The organism is Acidobacteriota bacterium (assembly GCA_018001935.1).
In the GTDB taxonomy this organism is placed as follows: domain Bacteria; phylum Acidobacteriota; class JAAYUB01; order JAAYUB01; family JAAYUB01; genus JAGNHB01.
This window is the reverse complement of sequence record JAGNHB010000045.1, coordinates 1-20,219: the sequence shown is the minus strand read 5'-3', so window position 1 is coordinate 20,219 and position 20,219 is coordinate 1. Positions and strand designations below refer to the sequence as shown.

At 68.5% G+C, this 20,219-nt stretch carries 12 protein-coding genes; 3 read left to right on the top strand and 9 right to left on the bottom strand.

Annotated features, from left to right (window positions below; all coding sequences use genetic code 11):
• Positions 1-60: 60 nt before the first annotated feature.
• The 4 genes from KA419_15310 to KA419_15295 form a co-directional block, all read right to left on the bottom strand.
• Positions 61-1,614: a response regulator gene (locus KA419_15310; GenBank protein ID MBP7867305.1), complete on the bottom strand. Its 1,554-nt coding sequence runs from the start codon at positions 1,612-1,614 to the stop codon at positions 61-63.
• A 126-nt stretch (positions 1,615-1,740) separates the two neighbouring features.
• Positions 1,741-2,772 carry an outer membrane protein assembly factor BamD gene (gene bamD / locus KA419_15305; protein ID MBP7867304.1) on the bottom strand — a complete coding sequence of 344 codons (1,032 nt, stop codon included), beginning with the start codon at positions 2,770-2,772 and terminating at the stop codon, positions 1,741-1,743.
• A gap of 31 nt (positions 2,773-2,803) precedes the next feature.
• On the bottom strand, positions 2,804-3,502 hold the full coding sequence (gene rpe, locus KA419_15300) for a ribulose-phosphate 3-epimerase (protein ID MBP7867303.1): 699 nt from the start codon (positions 3,500-3,502) through the stop codon (positions 2,804-2,806).
• Positions 3,503-3,510: 8 nt separating this feature from the next.
• Entirely contained in the window at positions 3,511-4,245 is a 735-nt protein-coding gene (locus tag KA419_15295; GenBank protein ID MBP7867302.1) for a PASTA domain-containing protein, read from the bottom strand.
• A gap of 129 nt (positions 4,246-4,374) precedes the next feature.
• On the opposite strand from KA419_15295, the gene KA419_15290 reads away from it, so the two are divergent.
• The gene (locus KA419_15290; GenBank protein ID MBP7867301.1) at positions 4,375-4,593 is read left to right on the top strand and encodes an AtpZ/AtpI family protein; all 219 of its coding nucleotides are present in this window, start codon (positions 4,375-4,377) and stop codon (positions 4,591-4,593) included.
• 336 nt (positions 4,594-4,929) lie between these two features.
• Here the strand turns inward: KA419_15290 and KA419_15285 are convergent, their stop codons facing one another.
• The 5 genes from KA419_15285 to KA419_15265 all read right to left on the bottom strand — a co-directional run bounded on the left by KA419_15285 (position 4,930) and on the right by KA419_15265 (position 13,310).
• Entirely contained in the window at positions 4,930-5,130 is a 201-nt protein-coding gene (locus KA419_15285) for a hypothetical protein (GenBank protein MBP7867300.1), read from the bottom strand.
• Positions 5,131-5,151: 21 nt separating this feature from the next.
• Positions 5,152-6,324: a class I SAM-dependent rRNA methyltransferase gene (locus KA419_15280; GenBank protein MBP7867299.1), complete on the bottom strand. Its 1,173-nt coding sequence runs from the start codon at positions 6,322-6,324 to the stop codon at positions 5,152-5,154.
• Positions 6,321-7,025 (bottom strand): molybdopterin-guanine dinucleotide biosynthesis protein MobB, encoded by a 705-nt coding sequence (locus KA419_15275; protein MBP7867298.1) that lies wholly within the window; start codon positions 7,023-7,025, stop codon positions 6,321-6,323. The genes KA419_15280 and KA419_15275 overlap by 4 nt, the downstream gene beginning before the upstream one ends.
• A 149-nt stretch (positions 7,026-7,174) precedes the next feature.
• A complete protein-coding gene (locus KA419_15270; protein MBP7867297.1) occupies positions 7,175-7,696 on the bottom strand; it encodes a hypothetical protein in 522 nt (173 codons plus the stop codon).
• 964 nt (positions 7,697-8,660) lie between these two features.
• Complete coding sequence (locus tag KA419_15265; protein MBP7867296.1) at positions 8,661-13,310, bottom strand: RHS repeat protein; 4,650 nt, start codon at positions 13,308-13,310, stop codon at positions 8,661-8,663.
• 855 nt (positions 13,311-14,165) lie between these two features.
• Here KA419_15265 and KA419_15260 point away from each other — a divergent pair.
• Entirely contained in the window at positions 14,166-15,755 is a 1,590-nt protein-coding gene (locus KA419_15260; GenBank protein ID MBP7867295.1) for an RHS repeat protein, read from the top strand.
• Between the two features lie 12 nt (positions 15,756-15,767).
• Entirely contained in the window at positions 15,768-19,964 is a 4,197-nt protein-coding gene (locus KA419_15255) for an RHS repeat protein (protein MBP7867294.1), read from the top strand.
• The last annotated feature ends 255 nt before the right edge of the window (positions 19,965-20,219 follow it).

Here is a 20,219-nt window from a genome sequence, read left to right as displayed (position 1 = left end):
GCGACGACGCACCGCCGGGATCCAGGGAGCGGCAGTCTCCCCGCGCCTCCCGTCCCGGGGTCAGAGCTTCCCTTCCCTTTTCATCCGTTCCACTTCCTGACGGATCACCAGTTCCGCCAGTTCCGGGACCACCTCCCAGGCAATTTCGTGGATGATCTTTTCGGAGAGCTTCTCCACCACCATCCGGGCGATCCGGGTCACCAGGGTCTCGTCCAGGACGGCCTCGGTTTGCGCCGCAGCCGCCGGCAGGGGGGCGGCCTTCACTTCGGGCTCGGCCTCGAGGACCGGCTCGGGGGCCTGGACGGTTTCGACGGCGACCTCGTGCCGCGGTTCCTCCACCTCCTCCGCGAACGCCGCCTCGACCCGGGCCGCCACCCGGGGGGGCTCCGGGGGCGTCATCTCCTCGCGAAGGGCCGCCTCGAGGCTTTTCCGCTGCGCGATGATCTTCTCGATGCCGATGAGGTCGAAAACGCCGAGGATGTCTTCCTCAGAGGGCAGGGTGATGCGGCTGACGATGGTGTCGAATTCCAGGAGGGACTCCCCCGTGTCCTTCGGGGAGAGGGAGATCCGCATGCTGGTTTCCGACACGGGCGGAACCGGGGCGGGCTTTTCAGCCGGCGGTTCCGGAACGGACGGCACTAACTGGGCCGGGGCGGGTATTTCGGGTTGCGGCTCCGGGACGAGGGGCTCCTCCCGCTCCTCCTGGACCGTGGGCAGCGGCGCCGTCGGGGGCTCCACGATGGGCCGGCGGACAGACACCATGGGATCGGGGTAGGCGAAGAGATCGGTCACCTGCGTGGAGGGCGTGATCAGCTGCGCGGGGGCCGGGGTCTGCGCCACGGGCTCCGGGGCGAAGGGCGCGGTCTCGGGGACCTCCCGGAGAGGCTCCGGGGGGAGCGGGGCCGTTTCGGGAACGGCCGGGGGCCGGGGGGATTCCGCCTGCGGCAACACGATTTCCTCGGGAGCCAGCAGGACTTCATCCCCGACGGGGAGCAGGATTTCGTCCGGCTTGAGGTCCGGGATCGCCGGCTTGACGTCGGACGCCAGGAGGGTCTCCTCCAGGTCGCTCTTGACGACGGAGCGGACCTTGAGTTCCGGCATCTCCAGCAGGCTCTCGCGGGGGATCTGCACCGTCTTGTTGTCCTCCGCCGGGCGTTTGCTCTGGACGCGGGGCAGGGGGACCTGGCCGGTGATGGAACTGGAGACGACCGTCCGCTCGAGGTTTGCCGCCATCCGGTCGGCCTTGGTCTTCTCCAGCATCTGGCGGACCATCCGGATCAGCACCGTGGGCTCGAAGGGCTTCGTCAGGAAACCGTCCGCCCCCACGCTCGCCGCCTCGGCCTTGTCGAAGGGCTCGAAGGTCCCCACCAGCAGGATCACGGGGATGTGACGGAACCGTTCGCTGGTCTTGACGAAGGCACACACTTCGTAGCCGGTTTTCCGCGGCATGAAGATATCGGCCAGAACGATGTCCGGTTGCTGTTCCCGGATCTTCTCGACGGCGATCTCGCCGTTCCCGACGCAGATGACCTCGAAGTCCTCCTCCGCGAACGTCAGGCTGACCACCTTCTGGATGGTGATGCTGTCGTCAGCGAGCAGCAGCTTGTGACCCATGGATGCCTCCTCGCGCAAGGGGCGCCGCAAGATGTTTCCATTACACCATAAATAGAGGGGTTACACAAGCAGATTTTTCAGAGCTTCGCGAAATTCAATGTTATTCAGGGAATCGAACCCGAATGCTCAGGAATTGCTCTTGTTCTTGTCGGATTTTTTCTTTTTTTCGGACCCGCCATCCGTCGGCTTGCCGGCATCCGCCTTGATGCGCTCCTTCTCGATCTCGGTGCGCCGCTTGGCCATGGCCGCCCACATCGGGTCCTCGTCGCCGATGCCGATGGTGCCGAAAATCGACTTGAACGGGCTGGTGAAGATGGAATCCGACTTGTAGTACGTTTTCCGGTTCTCCTCCGCCAGCTTGGCGTCCACGTCGGGGATGGGCTTTTCCAGCGACTTGAGGCGGTCGCGGGACTTGGAGAAGTACTCGCTGAAGGGGTACCCCAGGGCGATCTGGGCGTAGTAGGTGGCGCTCTCGTCGAAGTTCTTCACGTGGTCCAGGGCGTCGGCCAGGAGGAACAGGGCCTCGTCCCGCCGGCCGAAGTTCCGGTACCTGGAGACGCTGTCCCGGAGACGGGCCACGGCCGCCTTGTACTGCTTGCGCTTGTGGTAGAACTGCCCCTTCATGAGCAGGCTCGTGGCCAGGACGTCGTGCACGAACAGGCGCCGCAACTCGATCTCCTCCCGCAGGCTGGAGTTGGGGAAGTCCACGAGGAAGCGGTTGATCTCCCCCTCCGCGCGCTGGGTGTACTTCAGGTCGCGGTTGGGGGCGTGCATCATCTTCATGTTGATCTCGACGATGTACGCCTGGGCGTCGTCCGCCAGCTCGGAGGTCGGGAAGAACAGCCGGAAGTCGCGGTAGGCCTGCTCGGACTGGAGAAGGTTGTCTACCCCGCCCTCCCGCATGAAGGAGTAGGCGATGTAGTACTTCGCCCGCTCGAGGTACGGCGACTCGTCGTAGGCGTTGATCAGGGTCTGGAAGGACAAGCGGGCCTTGATGAACTGGTTCCGGTCCAGGTAGTCGACCCCGTTCTCGAAGAGGGTCTTGTCCGGCAGCGCCGCGCTGTCCTGGAGGGACGCCCGCTTTCCGTCCCGGCACCCCCACTGGGCGAACGCCAGAACAGCAAGAATAAAGATATTCAAATAAAAGGATTTACGCAAAGCAATCCTCCGTCGCTCCGCAAAATAGCGGTCATTGTAACATGGAACGGGTCATGACGGCGAGCGTTTCTTTGGGGTCCGGGGCATGAAACACCGCGGAACCGGCCACCGCGATGTCGACCCCGGCGGCGGCCAGGTCGCCGATGTTGTCCGGGCACACGCCGCCGTCCACCTCGATGGCGGTCTCGAGCCCCGCGGCCCGGATTTTCTCCCGCAGGGCCCGGACCTTCCCCATGGCGGAGGGGATGAAGGCCTGGCCCCCGAAACCGGGGTTGACGCTCATCAGGAGGACGAAATCCACCCCGGGGAGGATCTCGTCCAGCGCGCAGAGGGGGGTCGCCGGGTTGAGCACGACCCCGGCGGGGAGGCCGGCGTCCCGGACGGCCTGGACCCCCCGGTGCAGGTGGCGGGCCGCCTCGACGTGCAGGCTGACCATGTCGGCCCCGGCGGCGGCGTAGGCCCCGACCCAGCGCTCGGGCTCCTCGATCATGAGGTGGACGTCGAGGATCAGCCGGGTGGCCGCCCGGATGGAGCGGATCACCGGCGGCCCGAAGCTCAGGTTCGGGACGAAATGCCCGTCCATGACGTCCAGGTGCACCATCTCGACTCCGTTCGCCTCGAGAAACACCAGGGTTTCCGCGAGCCGCGAGAAGTCGGCGGAGAGGAGGGAAGGCGCCAGGCGGCGTTTTCGGAGGTCCGGGCGCGGGGGTCTGTCGGGGGCGGTATTCATCGGTGTCCTCACTCGGCGCGAAGGGTGATCACCGTGCTCCGGGTGAGGGCGGCCCCCGGCGCCGGCGACTGGGAGACGACCCGGCCCGAGGAGGCGGCGAAAAGCGACGCCCCGCTCTCGACGGGGTTGACGGAGAAGCGCTGCCGCTCCAGGAAGGACCGCACGGTGTCCGCGTCGAGCCCGGTGAGGTCCGGCATGATGAAGGTGGGCCGCACTTCCTCGGGGATGTTGACCAGGAGGTTGACGCTCAGGGAATCGGGGCTCTGGTTGCCGGGCGGGGGGTTCTGGTCCAGCACTTCCTCCCGCGGGGTTTCCGCCAGGTGGATGCAGGTCACGTACCCGGCCTTGAGCCCGGCCTGCTGCAGCATGCCCTGGGCCTGGGAAAGGGAAAACCCCGTCACCATGGGGACCGCCACCCGCCGCCGCCCTTCGCTGAGGGTCAACCGGACCCGGCTGTCGGCCTTGGCGGCGGACCCCGCCGGGGGGGACTGGCTCATCACATGCCCCAGGGGGACGTCCTGGCTGAAGCGGCTCTCGGTGATCTCCCCCCGGAGCTTGGCCTTCTCCAGGGACTGGAGCGCGCGGGTCTTGTCGGACCCGACGACGCTCGGGACCGTCACGTCCGTCCCGCGGATGGCGATGAGCATGGTCACCAGGGCCCCGACGAACATGAGCACGAACGGCAGCGTGATCAGGATGAAAACCTTGGTGAACTTCAGCAGGAATGACGTGAAACGGGACATCCTCGACCTCTCTCGAAACGCCCCCTTTTACCACAGGCCGGACGGGCGCATCAAGCCCGTCGAAAAAAAAGAACGGCGGCGGGCTTCGGGTGTACAATGTCCCCGCCCGGGACCCGGAGGGGCGAAAGCATGAAACGGAACCGGTTCTCCAAGGAAACCCTCGACTTGATGACGGCCGGCACCATGATCCCGTCGTGCATCCTGGTGTCCTGGCTGATCTACAAGTGGCTCAACCACAACGGCTGGGTTTCCCCGCGCTGGGAGATCGGCTTCGTCCTCTTCGGGATCGTCACGGGTTTTTACAACTTCCTCCGGATGATCTCCGGCGGCGGGAAAAAGCAAAAGTGATGGCCTCGCAAAAAGTCCTATTTTACCCGCGAATCACGCGAATGAACGCGAATCAGAAATAACATCCCCCCATAGGGCAGGCTCACCCGAAGACCCCAACCCGAACAAACCGGAAGCAGACCACGGTTGGACACGGATAAAACGGAAACGGATCAACCACGGAAGGATTGGAACCGCGGAATGCGCAGAAAAACACCCAAAGGGGCAAGACGAACGCTTCGCGTCGAGTTGCGGGCCGGCATCTCCGGGTGCGGTCTTCCGGCCCCGTGAGTTCAGGCCGGGAACATCCCGCCTTCCCCGCACCCCCCAAGGCTGCGTTTGATCCCCCGCTGCCGCTCACGCCCGGGCGCGGTTGCGGACGAAAAACGCGACGGAGCGGTCCCAGGTCTTCTCCTCCTCCCGGGTGAAGCAGCAGGCGGGGAGCTGGTTCATCGCCCGGTGGTAGGCCAGGCACTCGCAACAGACGCCGTGCCGGGGGCACCCCGGGTAGGTGCAGTTGCACTGCTTCTCGTTCGTCGCGGTGTTGGGGCAGTTCATGCTTCCTCCTCGGTCGGGGGCTCAGTCCGCCTGGACGGTGATCCCCCGGAGATAGAGCGTTTCCGGCATCTGCAGGCACCAGGGGTGGTCCGCCGACTGGCGCGTCTCCCCCGTGACCAGCAGCCGCCGCCCCGCGTCGGCGGCCGCCATGCGGAGGGCCTCGTGGATCAGTCCCCCGTGGAAGTGGTAGGCGCAGGTGGACAGGTGGAGGCGCCCGCCGGGCCGGAGCAGCGCCAGGGAGGGGCGGAGCAGGTCGATGAGGAGGCCGCGCCCCTTCCCCTGCTGGTTCTTGTGCTTGATGAGGGCCGGCGGGTCCAGGCCGACGAGGTCGAAACGGTCCCCGGCGGCGGCCCGCTCCACCAGCCACGGGAAGACGTCCGCCTCCACGGTCTCGAAGGCGTCGGAGCAGCCGTTGAGGGCGGCGTTCTGCCTCGCCAGGTCCAGGGCCGACGGGTCCTTGTCCACGGCGGCCACCCGCCCGCCGGCGACGGCGGCGTGAACGCCGAACCCGCCCGTGTAGCAGAAGGCGTCCAGGACCCGGTCGCCGGGCCGGACCAACCCGCCGAAGTACCGGCGGGCGTCCCGCTGGTCGGTGTAGTATCCCGTTTTCTGCCCCCGCTGCAGGTCGACCCGGAAGCGCAGGCCGTTCTCCCGCACCTCCACCCGCTCGGGGACCGTCCCGTGCAGCGGCCCGGAGCACCGGGGGAGCCCCTCCTCGTCCCGGGCGGCCACGTCGCTCCGCTCCAGGATGGACGGCGGGTCGAGCAGCTCGCGCAGCAGGGAGACGACGAGGGGCTTGATCCCTTCCACCCCGGCGTTGCGGACCTGGATCACCAGGTGGCCGGCGAAGGCGTCCACCACCAGGCCCGGCAGGCGGTCGCCTTCCGCGTAGACCAGCCGGAGGGCATCCGTGGCCTCGAGGAGCGGGCGTCGGCGTTCGACGGCCTGCCGGAGGCGCCCCCGCCAGAAATCGCCGTCCGGGAGACGGGTTTCGGAGCTGAGCATGCGGAGGGCCACCCGGGCGGACGGATGGTAGAAGGCCACGCCCAGGGGGTCGCCGTCCTCCGCCAGGACGCGGACGATCTCGCCGGGGTAGGCGCGCTCGGGGCGCCGGTGCAGCTCGTCGGCGAAAACCCAGAGGTAGTGGTTCCGGACCTTGCGGACCGCCCGGTTGGCGACCACGGCCTGTTTCAAGGCTTCCCCTCCCCTGCCCCGGCGGGCTCCCCGGCCCGGGGCGGAAGCGTTTCCCCTTCCGACAGCACCAGTTCCACCGTTCGAGGGGCGTCGCAGAACTTCAGGGAGTTCACCAACCCCCGGACCACGTTGGCCAGGAGGTCCTGGACAAAACCCTTCAGGGGGACCTCCCGCCCGTTGACCCGCAGGGCGAGGTCGGCTCGGGCGCGGGCGGGACGGACCACCTCCCGCTCCAGGAGGTCCGCCACCGCCGAAGCCCCCCAAGCCTCGCGGCGGACCGGGTCCCCCGGCGCGGCCAGGTCGTCGGGACGAGGGTCCCCGGGCATCACCAGCCGGTGCACGCCGGGTGTCGCGGGGTCGGTCAGGAGCCGCGGGAAGCGGGTCAGGTCCTTGTACCCCTCGACAAAAACCAGGTCCAGGTCCGCCGGCAGGCGAAAATGGACCAGGCCCTCGACGTCGCGGGGGTCCTGCCCCTCCAGGGTGAGGGACACCCGCCCTTCCGCCGCCAGGGCGACGGCCCGGGCACCGGCCCCGGCGAAGAGGTCTCCGTCCTTCCCGGCCGGCCCGGCGTCGAAGCCGTGTCCGCAGTGCTTGAGGACACCCGCCCGGTATCCCCGCCGGTGGAACTCGGAGACCAGGGCGGTGATCAGGGTGGTTTTCCCGCTCCCGCTCCGCCCCGGCACGTGAACGATGGCAATCATGGGCCTGCTCCCGGTCGATGGTCTCGGACGAGGCAATCTAGCACAAGCTTCGCCCGAATCAAAGAAAAAGGCGGCGCCGGGCGCCGCCTCAGGGTCGGGGAAGACCGGTCGACGCGGGGTCGGTCGGCCTTGGGTGCACCGGGTCGGGGTCAGACCCGGCCGGCGTCGGTCTTGGGGGCGCAGCACGGGCAGGCGCACTTGCCGTCCTTGAGGTTCGTGCACTTGCCGTCGCTCCCGGCACACTTGCCGGTGCACTTGCCTTCGGGGGTGCAGCAGGCCTTGGCTTTCCCGGCGGCCGCGGTGCACTTGGTTCCGCAGGACTTGTCCGCGGTGCAGCAGCCCTTGGCGTCCTTGCCGGCCGCGGTGCACTTGGCGCCGCAGGACTTGTCCGCGGTGCAGCAGCCCTTGGCGTCCTTGCCGGCCGCGGTGCACTTGGCGCCGCAGGACTTGTCCGCGGTGCAGCAGCTCTTGGCGTCCTTGCCGGCCGCGGTGCACTTGGCGCCGCAGGACTTGTCCTTGGTGCAGCAGGCGGCGCCCTTGTCGGCGGTGGCGCACTTGGCGGCACACGCGGTGTCGGATTTCTTCTGGGTACACGGGGGGTTCTCGGCCAGCGCGATCCCGGCGAACGCCAGGGTCAGGCTGAACAGGCTCACGGTCAGAATGCGTTTCATGGTAACCTCCATGGATTTAAAGTCATTTTGTTGAACTTGCCGAAAACGGGCATCGACAACGTTGACGCCAACCTTGTGATGCACCGCGGGGCGGCGGCGATTCATTCTCGTCATCGTCATCGAGGGCCTCGAAAAGCGCCCCCGCCCTCCGCGATGTCTCCGGCAGAAGGGAAACGATCTTTCCCTTCACCGTTTCCCGACATTTCCCGAACCCGCCACAACCGGCAAAGAACTTGCGTCAAGGGAGCTATTACGCCCCTCCCCGGGGAAGGTTCGCAAGACGCGGGGCCTTTTTTCGCCGCGCGCGAGGCGGGAAAGCCGCATCCTGGGGCAGGGGCGCGCGGGGCGGGGGAAGCGCATCCTGGGGAGTGCGTCGCGGAGGCCGCCGGAGCACCGATGGGGGTGACCTGGGGAGTGCGGCGCGAAGGTCTGACGGAGCGCCGCTTTTTGACAAACCCCAGGAGCAAGGCGCGCAGGCCGCCGGAGCGCCGTCGGAGGGGGACCGCCTCACCCTCGCGGGGGACGCAAGGTCGCCGGACGGGCGCTCCACTCCCGGAGCGCCGGGTCTCCGACCACCGGCTCTCTTCCCGCGCCGCGCAGGCCGCCGGAGCGGCGCGACCCCGGCACAACCCACCCGGTGGGCGGCGCTGATGGGGCATCCGACCCGGACCGGCGCCGTGGCGGCAGCCGGTCCGGATTTTGATCTCGAAAAAACGAACGGCACTTTGCACGTTCGCGGCCGGCGCCCGCGCCTGGCCCCCGGCCGGGACGCCCCTTCCCCCTCGGGGAGGGTCCGGGCCCTCGAAGCCCCAACCCGGTTCGGGCGCCGACACCGTCCGACCCTGTGCGAAGAGACAGCCTCCCGGCCACCCGGGAACGGGTGCAACGGACCGCAGGCCGCACCCGTGACCTGCGGTACGATCAAACGATGCGATTCTCGGGAAATGACGGTTGTTCCAGGTTCCTAGTCGAAGTAGTCCCCGACCAGCCAGGACACGGCCGAATAGATCAACCCCGCTTCCTTGGCGGCGGCCCCGCTTCCCTCGGTCAGGTAGGTGTACGCCTGGATGCCGACCTCGATGTACGAGAGGACCGCGGCGGTCGCCAGGTTGCTCTTTCCAGCCAGTTGGGTGAGGGCGCCCTTGCCGCCGTACTTGTAAAAACTGTAGGCGATGGTGGCGGCGCTCGGCTTGAAGGTGGCCAGCCGCACGGCGCTCGAGGCGCCGACGTAGCGGGCGGCGACTTCCAGTTTCGCGGCATCGTCGTTTCCCCCGGGATCTAGGGCGGGGCGCCGGGCGACGGACCCGGACGCCGGCGGGGCGGGTTCCTCCGGCGGCCGCCAGGGGGAGTAGGGAATCTGGGACGGGGCCCGCACAAACCCTGGGTCCATCCCGATCGGCGGCAGCAGCTCCTTGATGACCGACAGGCGCCTGGACATGGAGGGCGTTTTAGCGGCCAGGCCCTCGACGATCAGGCCTTCGCCGATGTCCTCGACCACTCTCCCGCAGTGGCCCTGGTCGTCCGTCGTGATCTGCCCGACCTGGCCGGCTCCGATCCCCTCGCAGATCAGCCCTTCGCCGATGTCCTCGACCACCACGCCGAAGCTCCCTTGACCATTCGAGACCACCTGCCCGACCTGGCCGGCCCCGATCCCCTCACAGATCAGCCCTTCGCCGGTGTCCTCGACCACTACGCCCAGGCGGCCGCCCTCCATCACGATCTGTCCCGCCATGATCCGGCGGTTGGACCCCGGCGCCTTCGCCAGGGGGTTCTGATGGGCGAAGAGGTAAGGGTTCAGGCTCGCCGGGTCGGCGAGGCTTCCGGCACCGGGCTTCGGCTGGAGAAAACTCGCTGTTTGCGGGTCGTAGTACCCCCCTTCCAGTTCGTACAGCCCCCCGACCGGTTCGCATCTCACCCCCCACTGGCCCAGGTAGGTGAAAGGTTGGCCGCTCTCCTCCCCGCTGTGGCCCAGGGGGTTCCCGAAGGGGTCGTAGGCATAGGCCTCGGTCACGGCGCCGGCGCCGTCGGTCAGGAAGAGGGTGGAGCCATAGCGGTCATAATGGTAGAAACGCAGGCCGTTGGTTTCCGGGTCGATGGAATAGAGCAGGGCGCCGCCGGGAGTGTAGACGTACAGCCGTTTGTATCCGGCCGCGGTTCTCTCCGCCACGATGGGCGCCCGTCCCAGGGCGTAGTGATGGAAATACGTGGTTTGCTCCCCCATCCGGGTGCGGGTGCGCAGGTCGTGGAGGCCGTTGTAGGTGAAGTCCGCGGTGATCGCGTCCGCGGTGACCCGGGTCAGTTGCGACGCCCCGTTGTACTGGCAGCTTCGCCCCGGGGCGGCTGTCTGGCGGCCGAGGGCATCGTAGACGAAACCGGGGTTGTTGATCTGCGACGCGTTGTCATGATCCAGGATGAATTGGGAGCAGGGGGGGTCCGGTTCCAGGGGCACGTCACAGAACGTCGCCGTGGGGTTGCCCCCGGCATCGAGAGTGTAACGCTGGTCGGCGATCGTCCCGTCCTGGATGCGGACGAGGTTGCCCGCACCATCATAATCGTAGTGTGTGAAGACGCCGTTGGACCGGTGGCATTGGGTCAACCGGCTGTCGTCGTCGTAGGTGAAATCAATCCAGCTGTTGGTGCGGGAGTCCATGACCTGGGCCAGGCGGCTGCAGGAGTCGTAGACGTAGGTCACATCGGCTCCGCCAGGGTAAGTCACGCTGAGGAGCAAGCCGTTCTGGTAGGCCGCCTGGAATGATGCACCCCCTTCCTGGCATTGGGTGACGTTGCCCGCGGCGTCGTAGGAAAACACGAGGTCCCCGGCGCCGACGAGCCGGCCCGCTTCGTCGTAAGCGTAGGTTGAAACCGGGCCCCCGGGATAGTCGACCCGGGTGATGCCGCCGGCGACGTCGTAGGTGTAGGCCGTATTTCCCATACCGCCCGGGTGAGAGATCTGCGAGAGACGTCCGCGGTTGTCGTAGGCGTAGGTCTGCTGGCGGCCCAGGGGGTCCGTTTTGCTGAGGGGCCGCCCGACGCTCGAATAACCGTAAACCCAGTCCTGGCCCTGCAGGTCGGTGACCTGGGTCACTTGCCCGAGGGGGTTGCGGAGGCAGTCGACCTGCCCGAGGCCGGTTTGGTTCACCGATTCCAGCCAGCCGGCGGGGCCGTAGGCGAAGGTGGTCGTTTTCCCGAGGCGATCGGTGAAAACCGTCAGGCGGTCGTTGAGGTCGTACTGGTAGTGCACGGTGTTTCCGGCCGGGTCGTTCCATTCGGTGTGACACCCCAGCTTGTTGCTTTGCCCGGTCGCGGTCGCACCGAGGGGGGTGGCGGCCGAGGTGAGGACACCCTCGGGGTCGTAGCCGAAGCTCAGGGTCTGGCCGGCCGGGTTCGTCAAACCGGTCACCTGGTCGGTCGCCCCGTACGTCAGGGTGGTGGTGTGACCCTGACTGTTGGTGATCGCGGCCGGGCGCCCCAGCGCGTCATAGCCCAGAGTGCAGAGCGGCCCCAGGGGGTCGGTGATACGATCCAGGCGGTCCATCAGGTCGTACCGGAACGAGGTGGTCTGGCCGAGAGGGTTGCTCACACCGGTCAGGTTGCCGTTGGCGTCGTAAGTGAAGGCGGTGGTCCGGTTCAGTTCGTTGGTCACGGTCAGGGGGCGGTCGAGGGGGTCGTGGGTGAAACTCACCGTGCTTCCCCCAGGCCTCGTGATCAGGTTCAGCCGGCCCAGGGCGTCGTGGCCGTAGGTGGTGACGCCGGTTTCCGAGTCGCGGGACGAGGCGAGCTGGCCGTTGCTGTCGTAGAGGTAGGTGTAAACGCCCCCGGTGGGGTTGGTGAGGGTTAAGGGTTGCCCCCAGGCGTTGTAGGTGCAGGCCCAGGTATGCCCCGCGGCGTTGGTGTAGCTGGTCGCGTTGCCCTGGGTATCGTGGGTGAAGGACGCCTGGCTGCCGTCGGGGTAGGTGATGCAATCCAGGTCGTAGAACGTGAAGACCGCGTAATCGGCGGCGTCGCCGGGGTTGACGAAGGCCTGCTGCCGGGCGGTGTAATGGTAGGTGGTGGTGCGGCCTTCGGCGTCGGTGTAGGAGGCGATCTTTCCCGACGGCTCGTGGAGGGTGACCGCGGTGGTGTCGCCCAGACGGTCCTGGTGGCTCACCCGTTGTTCCCGCGAGTTGAACCCGGCGGTGAAGGTGTTTCCGCCCGGGTCCTGCACGGCCGTGCCGAGCCGCTGGTCCTGGTGGGTGAAGACCAGGGTGCTGGCGTCCGGGCGGGTGACGCGGGTCTGGTGGGGCAGCGGCGTGTCGTAGTCGAACTCGGTGAGGTGGTCGTAGGCGTCCCGCTGGCCAGCGACCTGCCCGATCGGGGTGAAGGTCTGGGCGAAGGGGCTGTTCCCCAAGGGCTGGGTCAACTGGCTCAGCAGGGGGCTCTGGCCGGGGTTGGCGGCGTAGGTGTAGGTGACCGCCTGGCCCAGGGGATTCACGGCGCTGTGCAGGTGGCCGTCGGCGTTGTAGGTGAAGGTCGTCGCCCGCGTGCCGTCGGAGACCTGGGTGAGCTTCCCGCCGGTGTAGGTGAACGTCAGGGTGCGGCGGGTCCCGAAGCCCGAAAGCCAACTGGAAACCTGGACAACCCGGTTTTCGTCGCCGCGGGTGATCGTCAGCCGGTTGTCGTGCCGGTCGTAGACCTCCTGCAGCAGCCCGGTCTCGTTGTCGAAGCGGAACACCCGTTCCCGGTCCGGGTCCATCATCCACAGGTCGCCGGCAAAGCCGTTCCCCTGGGTGAACTGGTAACGCACCGGCTCCTGGTGGAAGTTGAGCGACCAGCCGGGGACCCCCATGGCTTTGACGAACGGGATGAGTTTGCCGCCCAGGTAGACGATGGTCACGTAGCTCGACGAGTGCTTCGTCAGGCTCAGGTCGAAGTTGTGCATCCAGTTGGCGCCCAGGGCGCTCTGCACCGCCCCTTCGGCGGACAGCCCGGAGGCATAATAGCGCTGGAAGGCCAGGGGGAGCGGACCGGGCAGGGCAATGTCCGTCACCGGGCCGTGGACCATCTCGCCCCAGGCGGCGTTGACCGGGTCGTCGGTGGTCCGGGCGCCGGGGTTGGCGGCGGTGGTGCGGTTGAAGGGGACAAACGAGACCGGGGTGAAGTGCAGCACGCCGTCGATGCCGGTGCCCGACACGGAAGCGATGTTGAAGATCTGATCGCCGACCGTCGTCGTCGGAAGGAGCTTTTCCTCGAAGGTGGCTTCCCAGCTCTGGTCCTGGCCGAGGCTGAAAGCCCAGCCGATCGTGGTGCCGGTGTCGCTCCCGTAGGTCTGCGGGGGGGTGACGTTGAGGAAGCGTTCCGTCGTCTGGGAGGCCCGCATGACCTGGATCATCAAGTCGCGGCTTCCCCCCGGCTTCGTGTTGGTCACCTTGAGGTGCTTCACCAGGGGTTGCGGGGCGTAAAACCCCCTGGCGCCGGGCGCCACCCACCTGGTTTCGGCCCAGAACTCGACCCTCAGGCCATGCGTGGGGGAATCGACCTCGCTGGCCCGGCCCCACCAGGGAGCGCAGAACAGGGCGAGTAATCCGGCGGCCAGAAAATACCCCCGCGGATCGAACCGTCCGGACAATTCGCGCATGGCACCCTCCTCGCCGTCTGGGATGCGGCCAGGGACGACGGTGAACGGCGGGTTTCTACGAGAGCCGGTGAATGGGTTCGGGTGTCGCCCAAAGCCGCTGATCCAGGAACTTGCCTTGAGCATAGTCCGGGCACCGCGCGATGTCAAGGGCCTTCGTTGCGGTCGCGCGGACCTCTGCGGCGCGCGGGGCGGGGAAAGCGCATCCTGGGGAGTGCGTCGCGGAGGCCGCCGGAGCACCGATGGGGGTGACCTGTGGAGTGCGGCGCGGAGGTCTGACGGAGCGCCGCTTTTTGACAAACCCCAGGAGCAAGGCGCGCAGGCCGCCGGAGCGCCGTCGGAGGGGGACCGCCTCACCCTCGCGGGGGACGCAAGGTCGCCGGACGGGCGCTCCGCTCCCGGAGCGCCGGGTCTCCGACCACCGGCTCTCTTCCCGCGCCGCGCAGGCCGCCGGAGCGGCGCGACCCCGGCACAACCCACCCGGTGGGCGGCGCTGATGGGGCATCCGACCCGGACCGGCGCCGTGGCGGCAGCCGGTCCGGATTTTGATCTCGCAAAGACGCCAAGATGCAACGCCTTGCAAAGGAATCCCCCGTTTCCGGTTCCGGCTTTGCGAGGCTTGGCGCCTTTGCGTCTTGGCGAGAGATTGAGACTGCCTGTTTTTTTCTCTGGAGCGGCCGGTTGATCCGTGTTCATCCGTGGTTTCTTTCCGGTTTATCCGGGGTTGGGGTGCACTCGATCCCCTCGCCGCCGCGTTCCGGGGGACGGCGACGCGGGCGCCCGGAACGGATCGCAGGCCGCAACCGTGATTTGTGGTATAATCACTCCAGTCATTTTTCGATCACCACGGAGGGCGTCATGTGTCATTCGTTTGAACACACGGTCCAGAGATCCGTTTCATCCCGCAGCCCGGGCGCTGGCCCCCGCGCCTTCCGGGGACGGCTCCGGGCGGCCGCCCTGGCGGCGCTGGCGGCCGGCCTGCTGGTTTCCTTCCTGCCGGCCCGGCCGGGGTCCGTCGCCTACGTCTACGACGGGGCCGGGCGGCTGGTGCAGGCCGACTACGGCCAGGGGAAGAAGATCAAGTACCGCTACGACGCGGCGGGGAACCTCCTGTCGCGGAAGGCGGTGTACGAACTCTTCGGCGCCCACGTGGCGGAGACGGACCTCTGGTGGACCCGGGTGGCCCTGGCGAACCCCTCCGCCAACCCGGCCCCCGTGAAGCTCACCGCCTGCAGCGACGCCGGGGCGGCGCTGGAAACGGTGGACCTGACGCCCCTGCCCGCCCACGGCGCCTGGGCGGGGAGCGTGAGCGCCCTCTTCACCCCGGAGACCCTGGCGGCCATGCCCTGGGTCCTGCTGGAGACCACCGTCCCGCTCACCGGGGCCCTGGAGTTCGGCACCCGGGACAACCAGAGCCTCGCGGCCATGCCCCTCTTCACCCGCTCGGGAACGGACCTGGTCTTCCCGTACGTGGCCTACGCGGGCGGCTTCTACACGGGGATCACCCTCATCAACCCGGTGACGGCCGTCGCCACGGTGACCCTCGTCGCCCGCAGCGAGGCGGGGGCCGAACTGGCCCGCGCCACGGTGACCATCCCGGCCCTGGGGCGTTACGTCCAGCTGGTCAACGGCGTGTTCCCCACGGCGGACCCCGCCGCGGTGCGCTTCGTGCAGGTGACGGCCGACGTGCCCCTGGCCGGCTTCGAGCTGTTCGGCTCCTTCACCGTGCCCGGCCTCGCGGGGCTCTCCGTGGAGATCCCGGAGCCGGCCGTCCCGGGGGTCCCGGAATACTGCCTCTGGTACCCGGAAATCCCCTCCCCCGCCGACTACTACACGGGGGTGACCCTGTCCAACCTGGGCGCCGCCCCGGCTGCCGTCGCCTTCCGCCTCTACGACGCCGCCGGCGCGACCCTGCGGGACACCCCCTGGCCGGCGGACCTGCAGCCCCTGGAGCAGGTGACCCGCAACCTCTGGGACCTCTTCGAGGGCGTCCCGGTGGCGGGGGCGGCCACGTTGCAGGCCCGTTCGCCCCAACCGATGCTGGGCTTTGAACTCTACCTGACGAAGCCGGAGTACTGGGGTCAGCGCCCCTACGTCTTCGACGGGATGCCGGGGACGGCCGCGGCGGGCCTCCACCTGGCCTTCCCCCTCGTCAAGGCGTCGGAGGGCTGGGCCACGCGCCTGCGCCTGACAAACCGGGGCGCCTCGGCCGCGGCGTTCACGGCCACCGCCTACGACGCGTCGGGAAGCGGGGAATGGACCTTCGGGGGGACGGTCCCCGCCGGGGGCGTGACGGACGGCACGGTGGCCGCCTGGTTCCCCGCCCACGCCGCGGAGGTGGCCTGGGTCCGCATCGACACGGACCACGCCCTGGCCGGCGACGCCTTCTACCTCTCCCCCGCCGCCGACCGCCTGGGGTCCTACCCGGCCCTCGTGCTGGGCCAGTGAGGAGGTGATGCCATGAAGATCACGGATTCGCCCCTCGACCGCCGGAACGAACGGACGAAAGCCGCCTCGCGCCTCCGGTGGTCCCTGGCCCTGGCCCTGGCCCTCAGCCTGTCCAACGCCGGGCTGTGGGCCGACCCCCCGGAGTCGGCCTCCGGAACGTCCACCAACCTGAGCAAGGGTCTCGAGGACAACGACCCCATCGCCATGAACTCGGGATGCTACTTCTTCTCCCTCCCGTTGATCGACCTGGGCGGACCGATACCCCTGGGGTATTCCCTCTACTACCGGATGGACCAGTGGAGTTCCTCCGAACTCATCACGCGCTTCCACGGAAGCACCAGTTATTACCTGGAATACATGGTTCACCTGGGGAAGACCTGCGTCGAAACGTACCTGCGCAACGGGGAAACGCCCCAGTTCACCTGGGTCCCGGCAAGCTCTTCCTGGTCCCTGGACGAGGCCTCGTCCATCCGCTACGCTCTGAAGGAGACCGGTTCCGACGTCCACCACGGCTGGTTCTACCTCTTCGACCCCGCCCGGGAGCGCCTGATCATCTTTGAGAAAATGACCACGTTCAGCGGAAGCGACTACGGCGTGAGCCGACCGCGGTACGTCATGGACCGGAAGGGCAACCGGCTCACCTACACCTATTCCGCGAGCGACATGTACACCCCGGACACCATCACCGACGGCCTGGGGCGGACCCTTGCCTTCACCTACAATGACCAGGACGACATCCAGGGCATCACCGACCAGGCGGGTCGCGCCGTGACGTTTACCTATGAACAGAACGCCGCCGACTACAACAACCAGCGGGTCCTCCGTTCGGTGACCGACCCCGCCGGCGGCGTCACCACCTTCCACTACAGCGGGACGGCGACGGGCAGCGTGGTCGCCGTCGAAAAACCGCTCGGCAACACGCCCTACTCCCAGACGATCGGGAGCCAGAACTTGAACGGTTCCACCTACGGGAGAGTGACGTCCCAGGCCGACGCCTACGGGAACACCACCACCTTCGCCTACTCGTCCAGCCAGAACCAGGTCGTCTCCACCGGCCCCGGCGGGTCCGCCACCACCTACGCGCACCACGCCAACAACGGCCCGCCCAAGAGCGTCACCGACGCCGGCGGGAGCACCTTCACCGCCACCGCCACGGAAAACGAGCAGGTGGGGAGCCTCACCGACCGCCTGGGCAACGTCACCGCCACCGCCTACCACGCCGCGAGCGGCAAGCTCGCCTCCTTCACCAACGCCCTGGGCCAGACCACCAGCCTCACCTACACCGCCCGGGACCAGAGCTTCACCAACCCCGCCACCAAGGAGTCCGTCACCTTCACCTGCCACGACCTCACCCGCATCGACTACGACGACGGCACCCACGAGGCCTACACCCGCGACGCCCACGGGAACCTGGTGACCTTCACCGGCCGCTCGGGCGGGACCTGGTCGTACACCCGCAACGAGCGGGGCCAGCCCCTCACCGCCACCAACCCGGCCGGGGGCGTCACCACCTTCACCTACAACCCGGACGCCACCCTGGCCACCCGGGCCGACGCCGACACCGGCGTCACCGCCTACGGCTACGACAACCTCAAGCGGGTGGTCTCGGTCACCCGCCCCGGCGGGGACACGGTCCACTACACCTACGACAACGTCGGCCGCCCGACCGGCGTCACCGACGAGCGGGGCAAGACCACGACCTTCTCCTGGGATGCCAACGGGAACCTGGACACCCTCACCAACCCCCTCGGCCAGGCCTCCACCTGGACCCAGGACCTCATGGACCGCGTCACCGCCGAAACCGACCCGCTCGGCCGAACCGAGACCTACACCTACGACGCGCGCAACCGCCTGGCCACGTCCGTGGACCGGAACGGCGGCGTCACGGCCTACGGTTACGACACCCGCGACCGCCTCACCACGGTGACGGACCCGGGCGGCAAGGCCTGGACCACCGGCTACGACGCCGAGGGGGTCCCGACCTCCTTCACCACCCCCCTGGGGTTCAGCCGGAACTTCCAGCTGGACGCCCTCGGCCGGACCACCGTCGACACCGACCCGCTGGGGAAATCCGTCCGCTACACCTGGAACGTCATGGGACAGCCCCTCACCGTCTGCGACGAGAACGGGAAGTTCACGGTCTTCACCTACGACGCCGGCGGGCGGCTGTCCGGCGCCTCGGCGGCCGGGGTCGTCTCGGCGACCTACGCGCGCAACGCCCTGGGCCGCCTGACTCGGATCACGGACCCGGGGGGCCGTTTCTGGGACTTCGGCTACAGCGCCATGGGCCGGCGCACCTCCCACACCGACCCCCTGGGGCGCCAGTGGTCCTTCAGCTACGACCCCCGGGGGCGCGTCACCCGGGTCACCCGCCCCGACGCGGGGACGGCCGACTTCACCTACGACGCCGCCGGCCGGGTCACCCGCTCCGCCTTCACCGGCGGGCCGACCCTCGACTTCACCTGGGACGACGCCGGGCGCCTGCTCACCGCCAACGGGCTGCAACTGGTCTACGACGCCCGGGGCGACGTGACGGAGAGCTGGGACGGCGGGCTCAATTTCGGCGCCACCTTCGACGACGGGCGGCGCCTGAAGACCGTGGGTTACGGCGGCCCCATGACCGTCACCTACACCTACGACGCGCGCAGCCTGCTCACCCGGGTGGAGGACAACCTCTCGGGCGCCTGGGCCAACTTCACCTACGACGACGACCGCCGCCTGGTGGCCGTCCAGCGCTCCAACGGCGTCGGGTCCACGTACACCTGGGACGCCGCGAACCGGGTGAAACGCATCGTCCACGGCGCCTTCGTCGATCTCGCCATCCAGCGGGACGCCCGCGGCGACGTCACCCGCGTGACCGGGCAAGCCCCCCTGGACCCCGCCGATGCCTTCGCCGCCGGCGAGGAGGACGCCTTCACCTACGACAACGCCGCCCAGGTCAGCGGGGCGGGGTACGCCTACGACGCCCAGGGCCGCCGGACTGCCGCCCCGGGGGACGCCTGCGCCTGGGACGGGGCCGGGCGCCTGACCACCACCGGGAGCGCCGCCCTGGTGTACAACGGCGTGAACGACCTCGTCCGGCGGACGGAAGGGGCGACCGTCACCCGCTGCTACTACAACCACGCCGTCCCCTTCCGCCCCCTGGCCGCCGAGCGGGACGGCGACGCGGGGGCCTTCCGGCGCTACTACGTGTGGAGCCCCCTGGGCCGTCTCCTCTACTCGGTGGACGCGGCCACCCACGCGGCGACGTTCTACCACTTCGACCATCTCGGATCGACCCTCGCCCTGACGGACGGCGCCGGCGCCGTGACCGACGCCTACGCCTACGACCCCCGGGGGCGGCTGCTGGCCCACACGGGGAGCAGCACCCAGCCTTTCACCTGGGTGGGGCAATTGGGGGTGCGGCAGGAGGGGGCCGCCGGAAAGCTCTACCAGATGCGGGTCCGCTATTACGACGCGGTGACCGGGGCCTTCCTCTCCCGCGACCCGGCGTGGCCCGACGTGCTCAACCCGGTACGGCTCAACCCGTACCAGTACGCCGACGGCAACCCGGTGTCCAACGCCGACCCCCTGGGGCTGAGCGTCGTGGACAGGCTCAAGTCCATGTACGGCAAGATCAAGGACCTCTACGACAAGTCCGGCGCCGCCAACGTCGCCGACGCGAAGGACCTCCTGGACAGCATCAACGACGCCCGCGAGGCCATCCGGAAACTGGTCCAGCAGATGCAGAACGCCGGCAACGTGGAGGGGATGGACGACGCCATCGCCCTGGCGCAGGACCTCCTGGGCTCCCTGGACGACCTCGCGGGGGCCGTCGAGGGCGCCGCCGCCGCCGGGCAGAACCTGGTGAACGCCCTCAACGGGATGAAGTTCATGCAGAACTTCCAGAACCTGCAGAACGGGCTGGGCAAGCTGGGCAACGCCCTGGGGAAGATCGGCGACTTCGCGGGGAAGGTGGGGACGGGCCTCGCCATCGCCAAGGGCCTGGTGGACTTCGGCAAGGCGTCCTTCTGGGGCTACACCTGGGCCGCCGAGGGCTCCGGGGCGGCCGCCGCGAAGATGCAGAACGAGGACAGCTACAAGATCGCCACCATCCTGACCGACGACGGCTCCGCCGACGACCGGACCAAGACGATGAAGGTCATGCACGAGCAGTCCCAGAGCGTGGTCTTCCAGGCCGTCTCGTGGGTGATCAGCCTGTTCGACTAGCATCCCGGGCGCGCGCCGCACTCCCTCGCCCTGCGGAGTGCGGCGCGCAGGCTTCCGGAGCGCCGCTTTCGACCCAACTCCACGAGCAAGGCGCGCAGGCCGCCGGAGCGCCGTCTTTCCACGGTGGTGCCGGCTTCAGCCGGCGTGCACCCACCCTGGCCTCATCCGGCCACACCGACTTCCGATTCCGGGAAGTCGCCCCTGCCGTCCCTCCGTGAAACCGGCTACTCCTCCTCGTCGGAGAAATCCGACCGG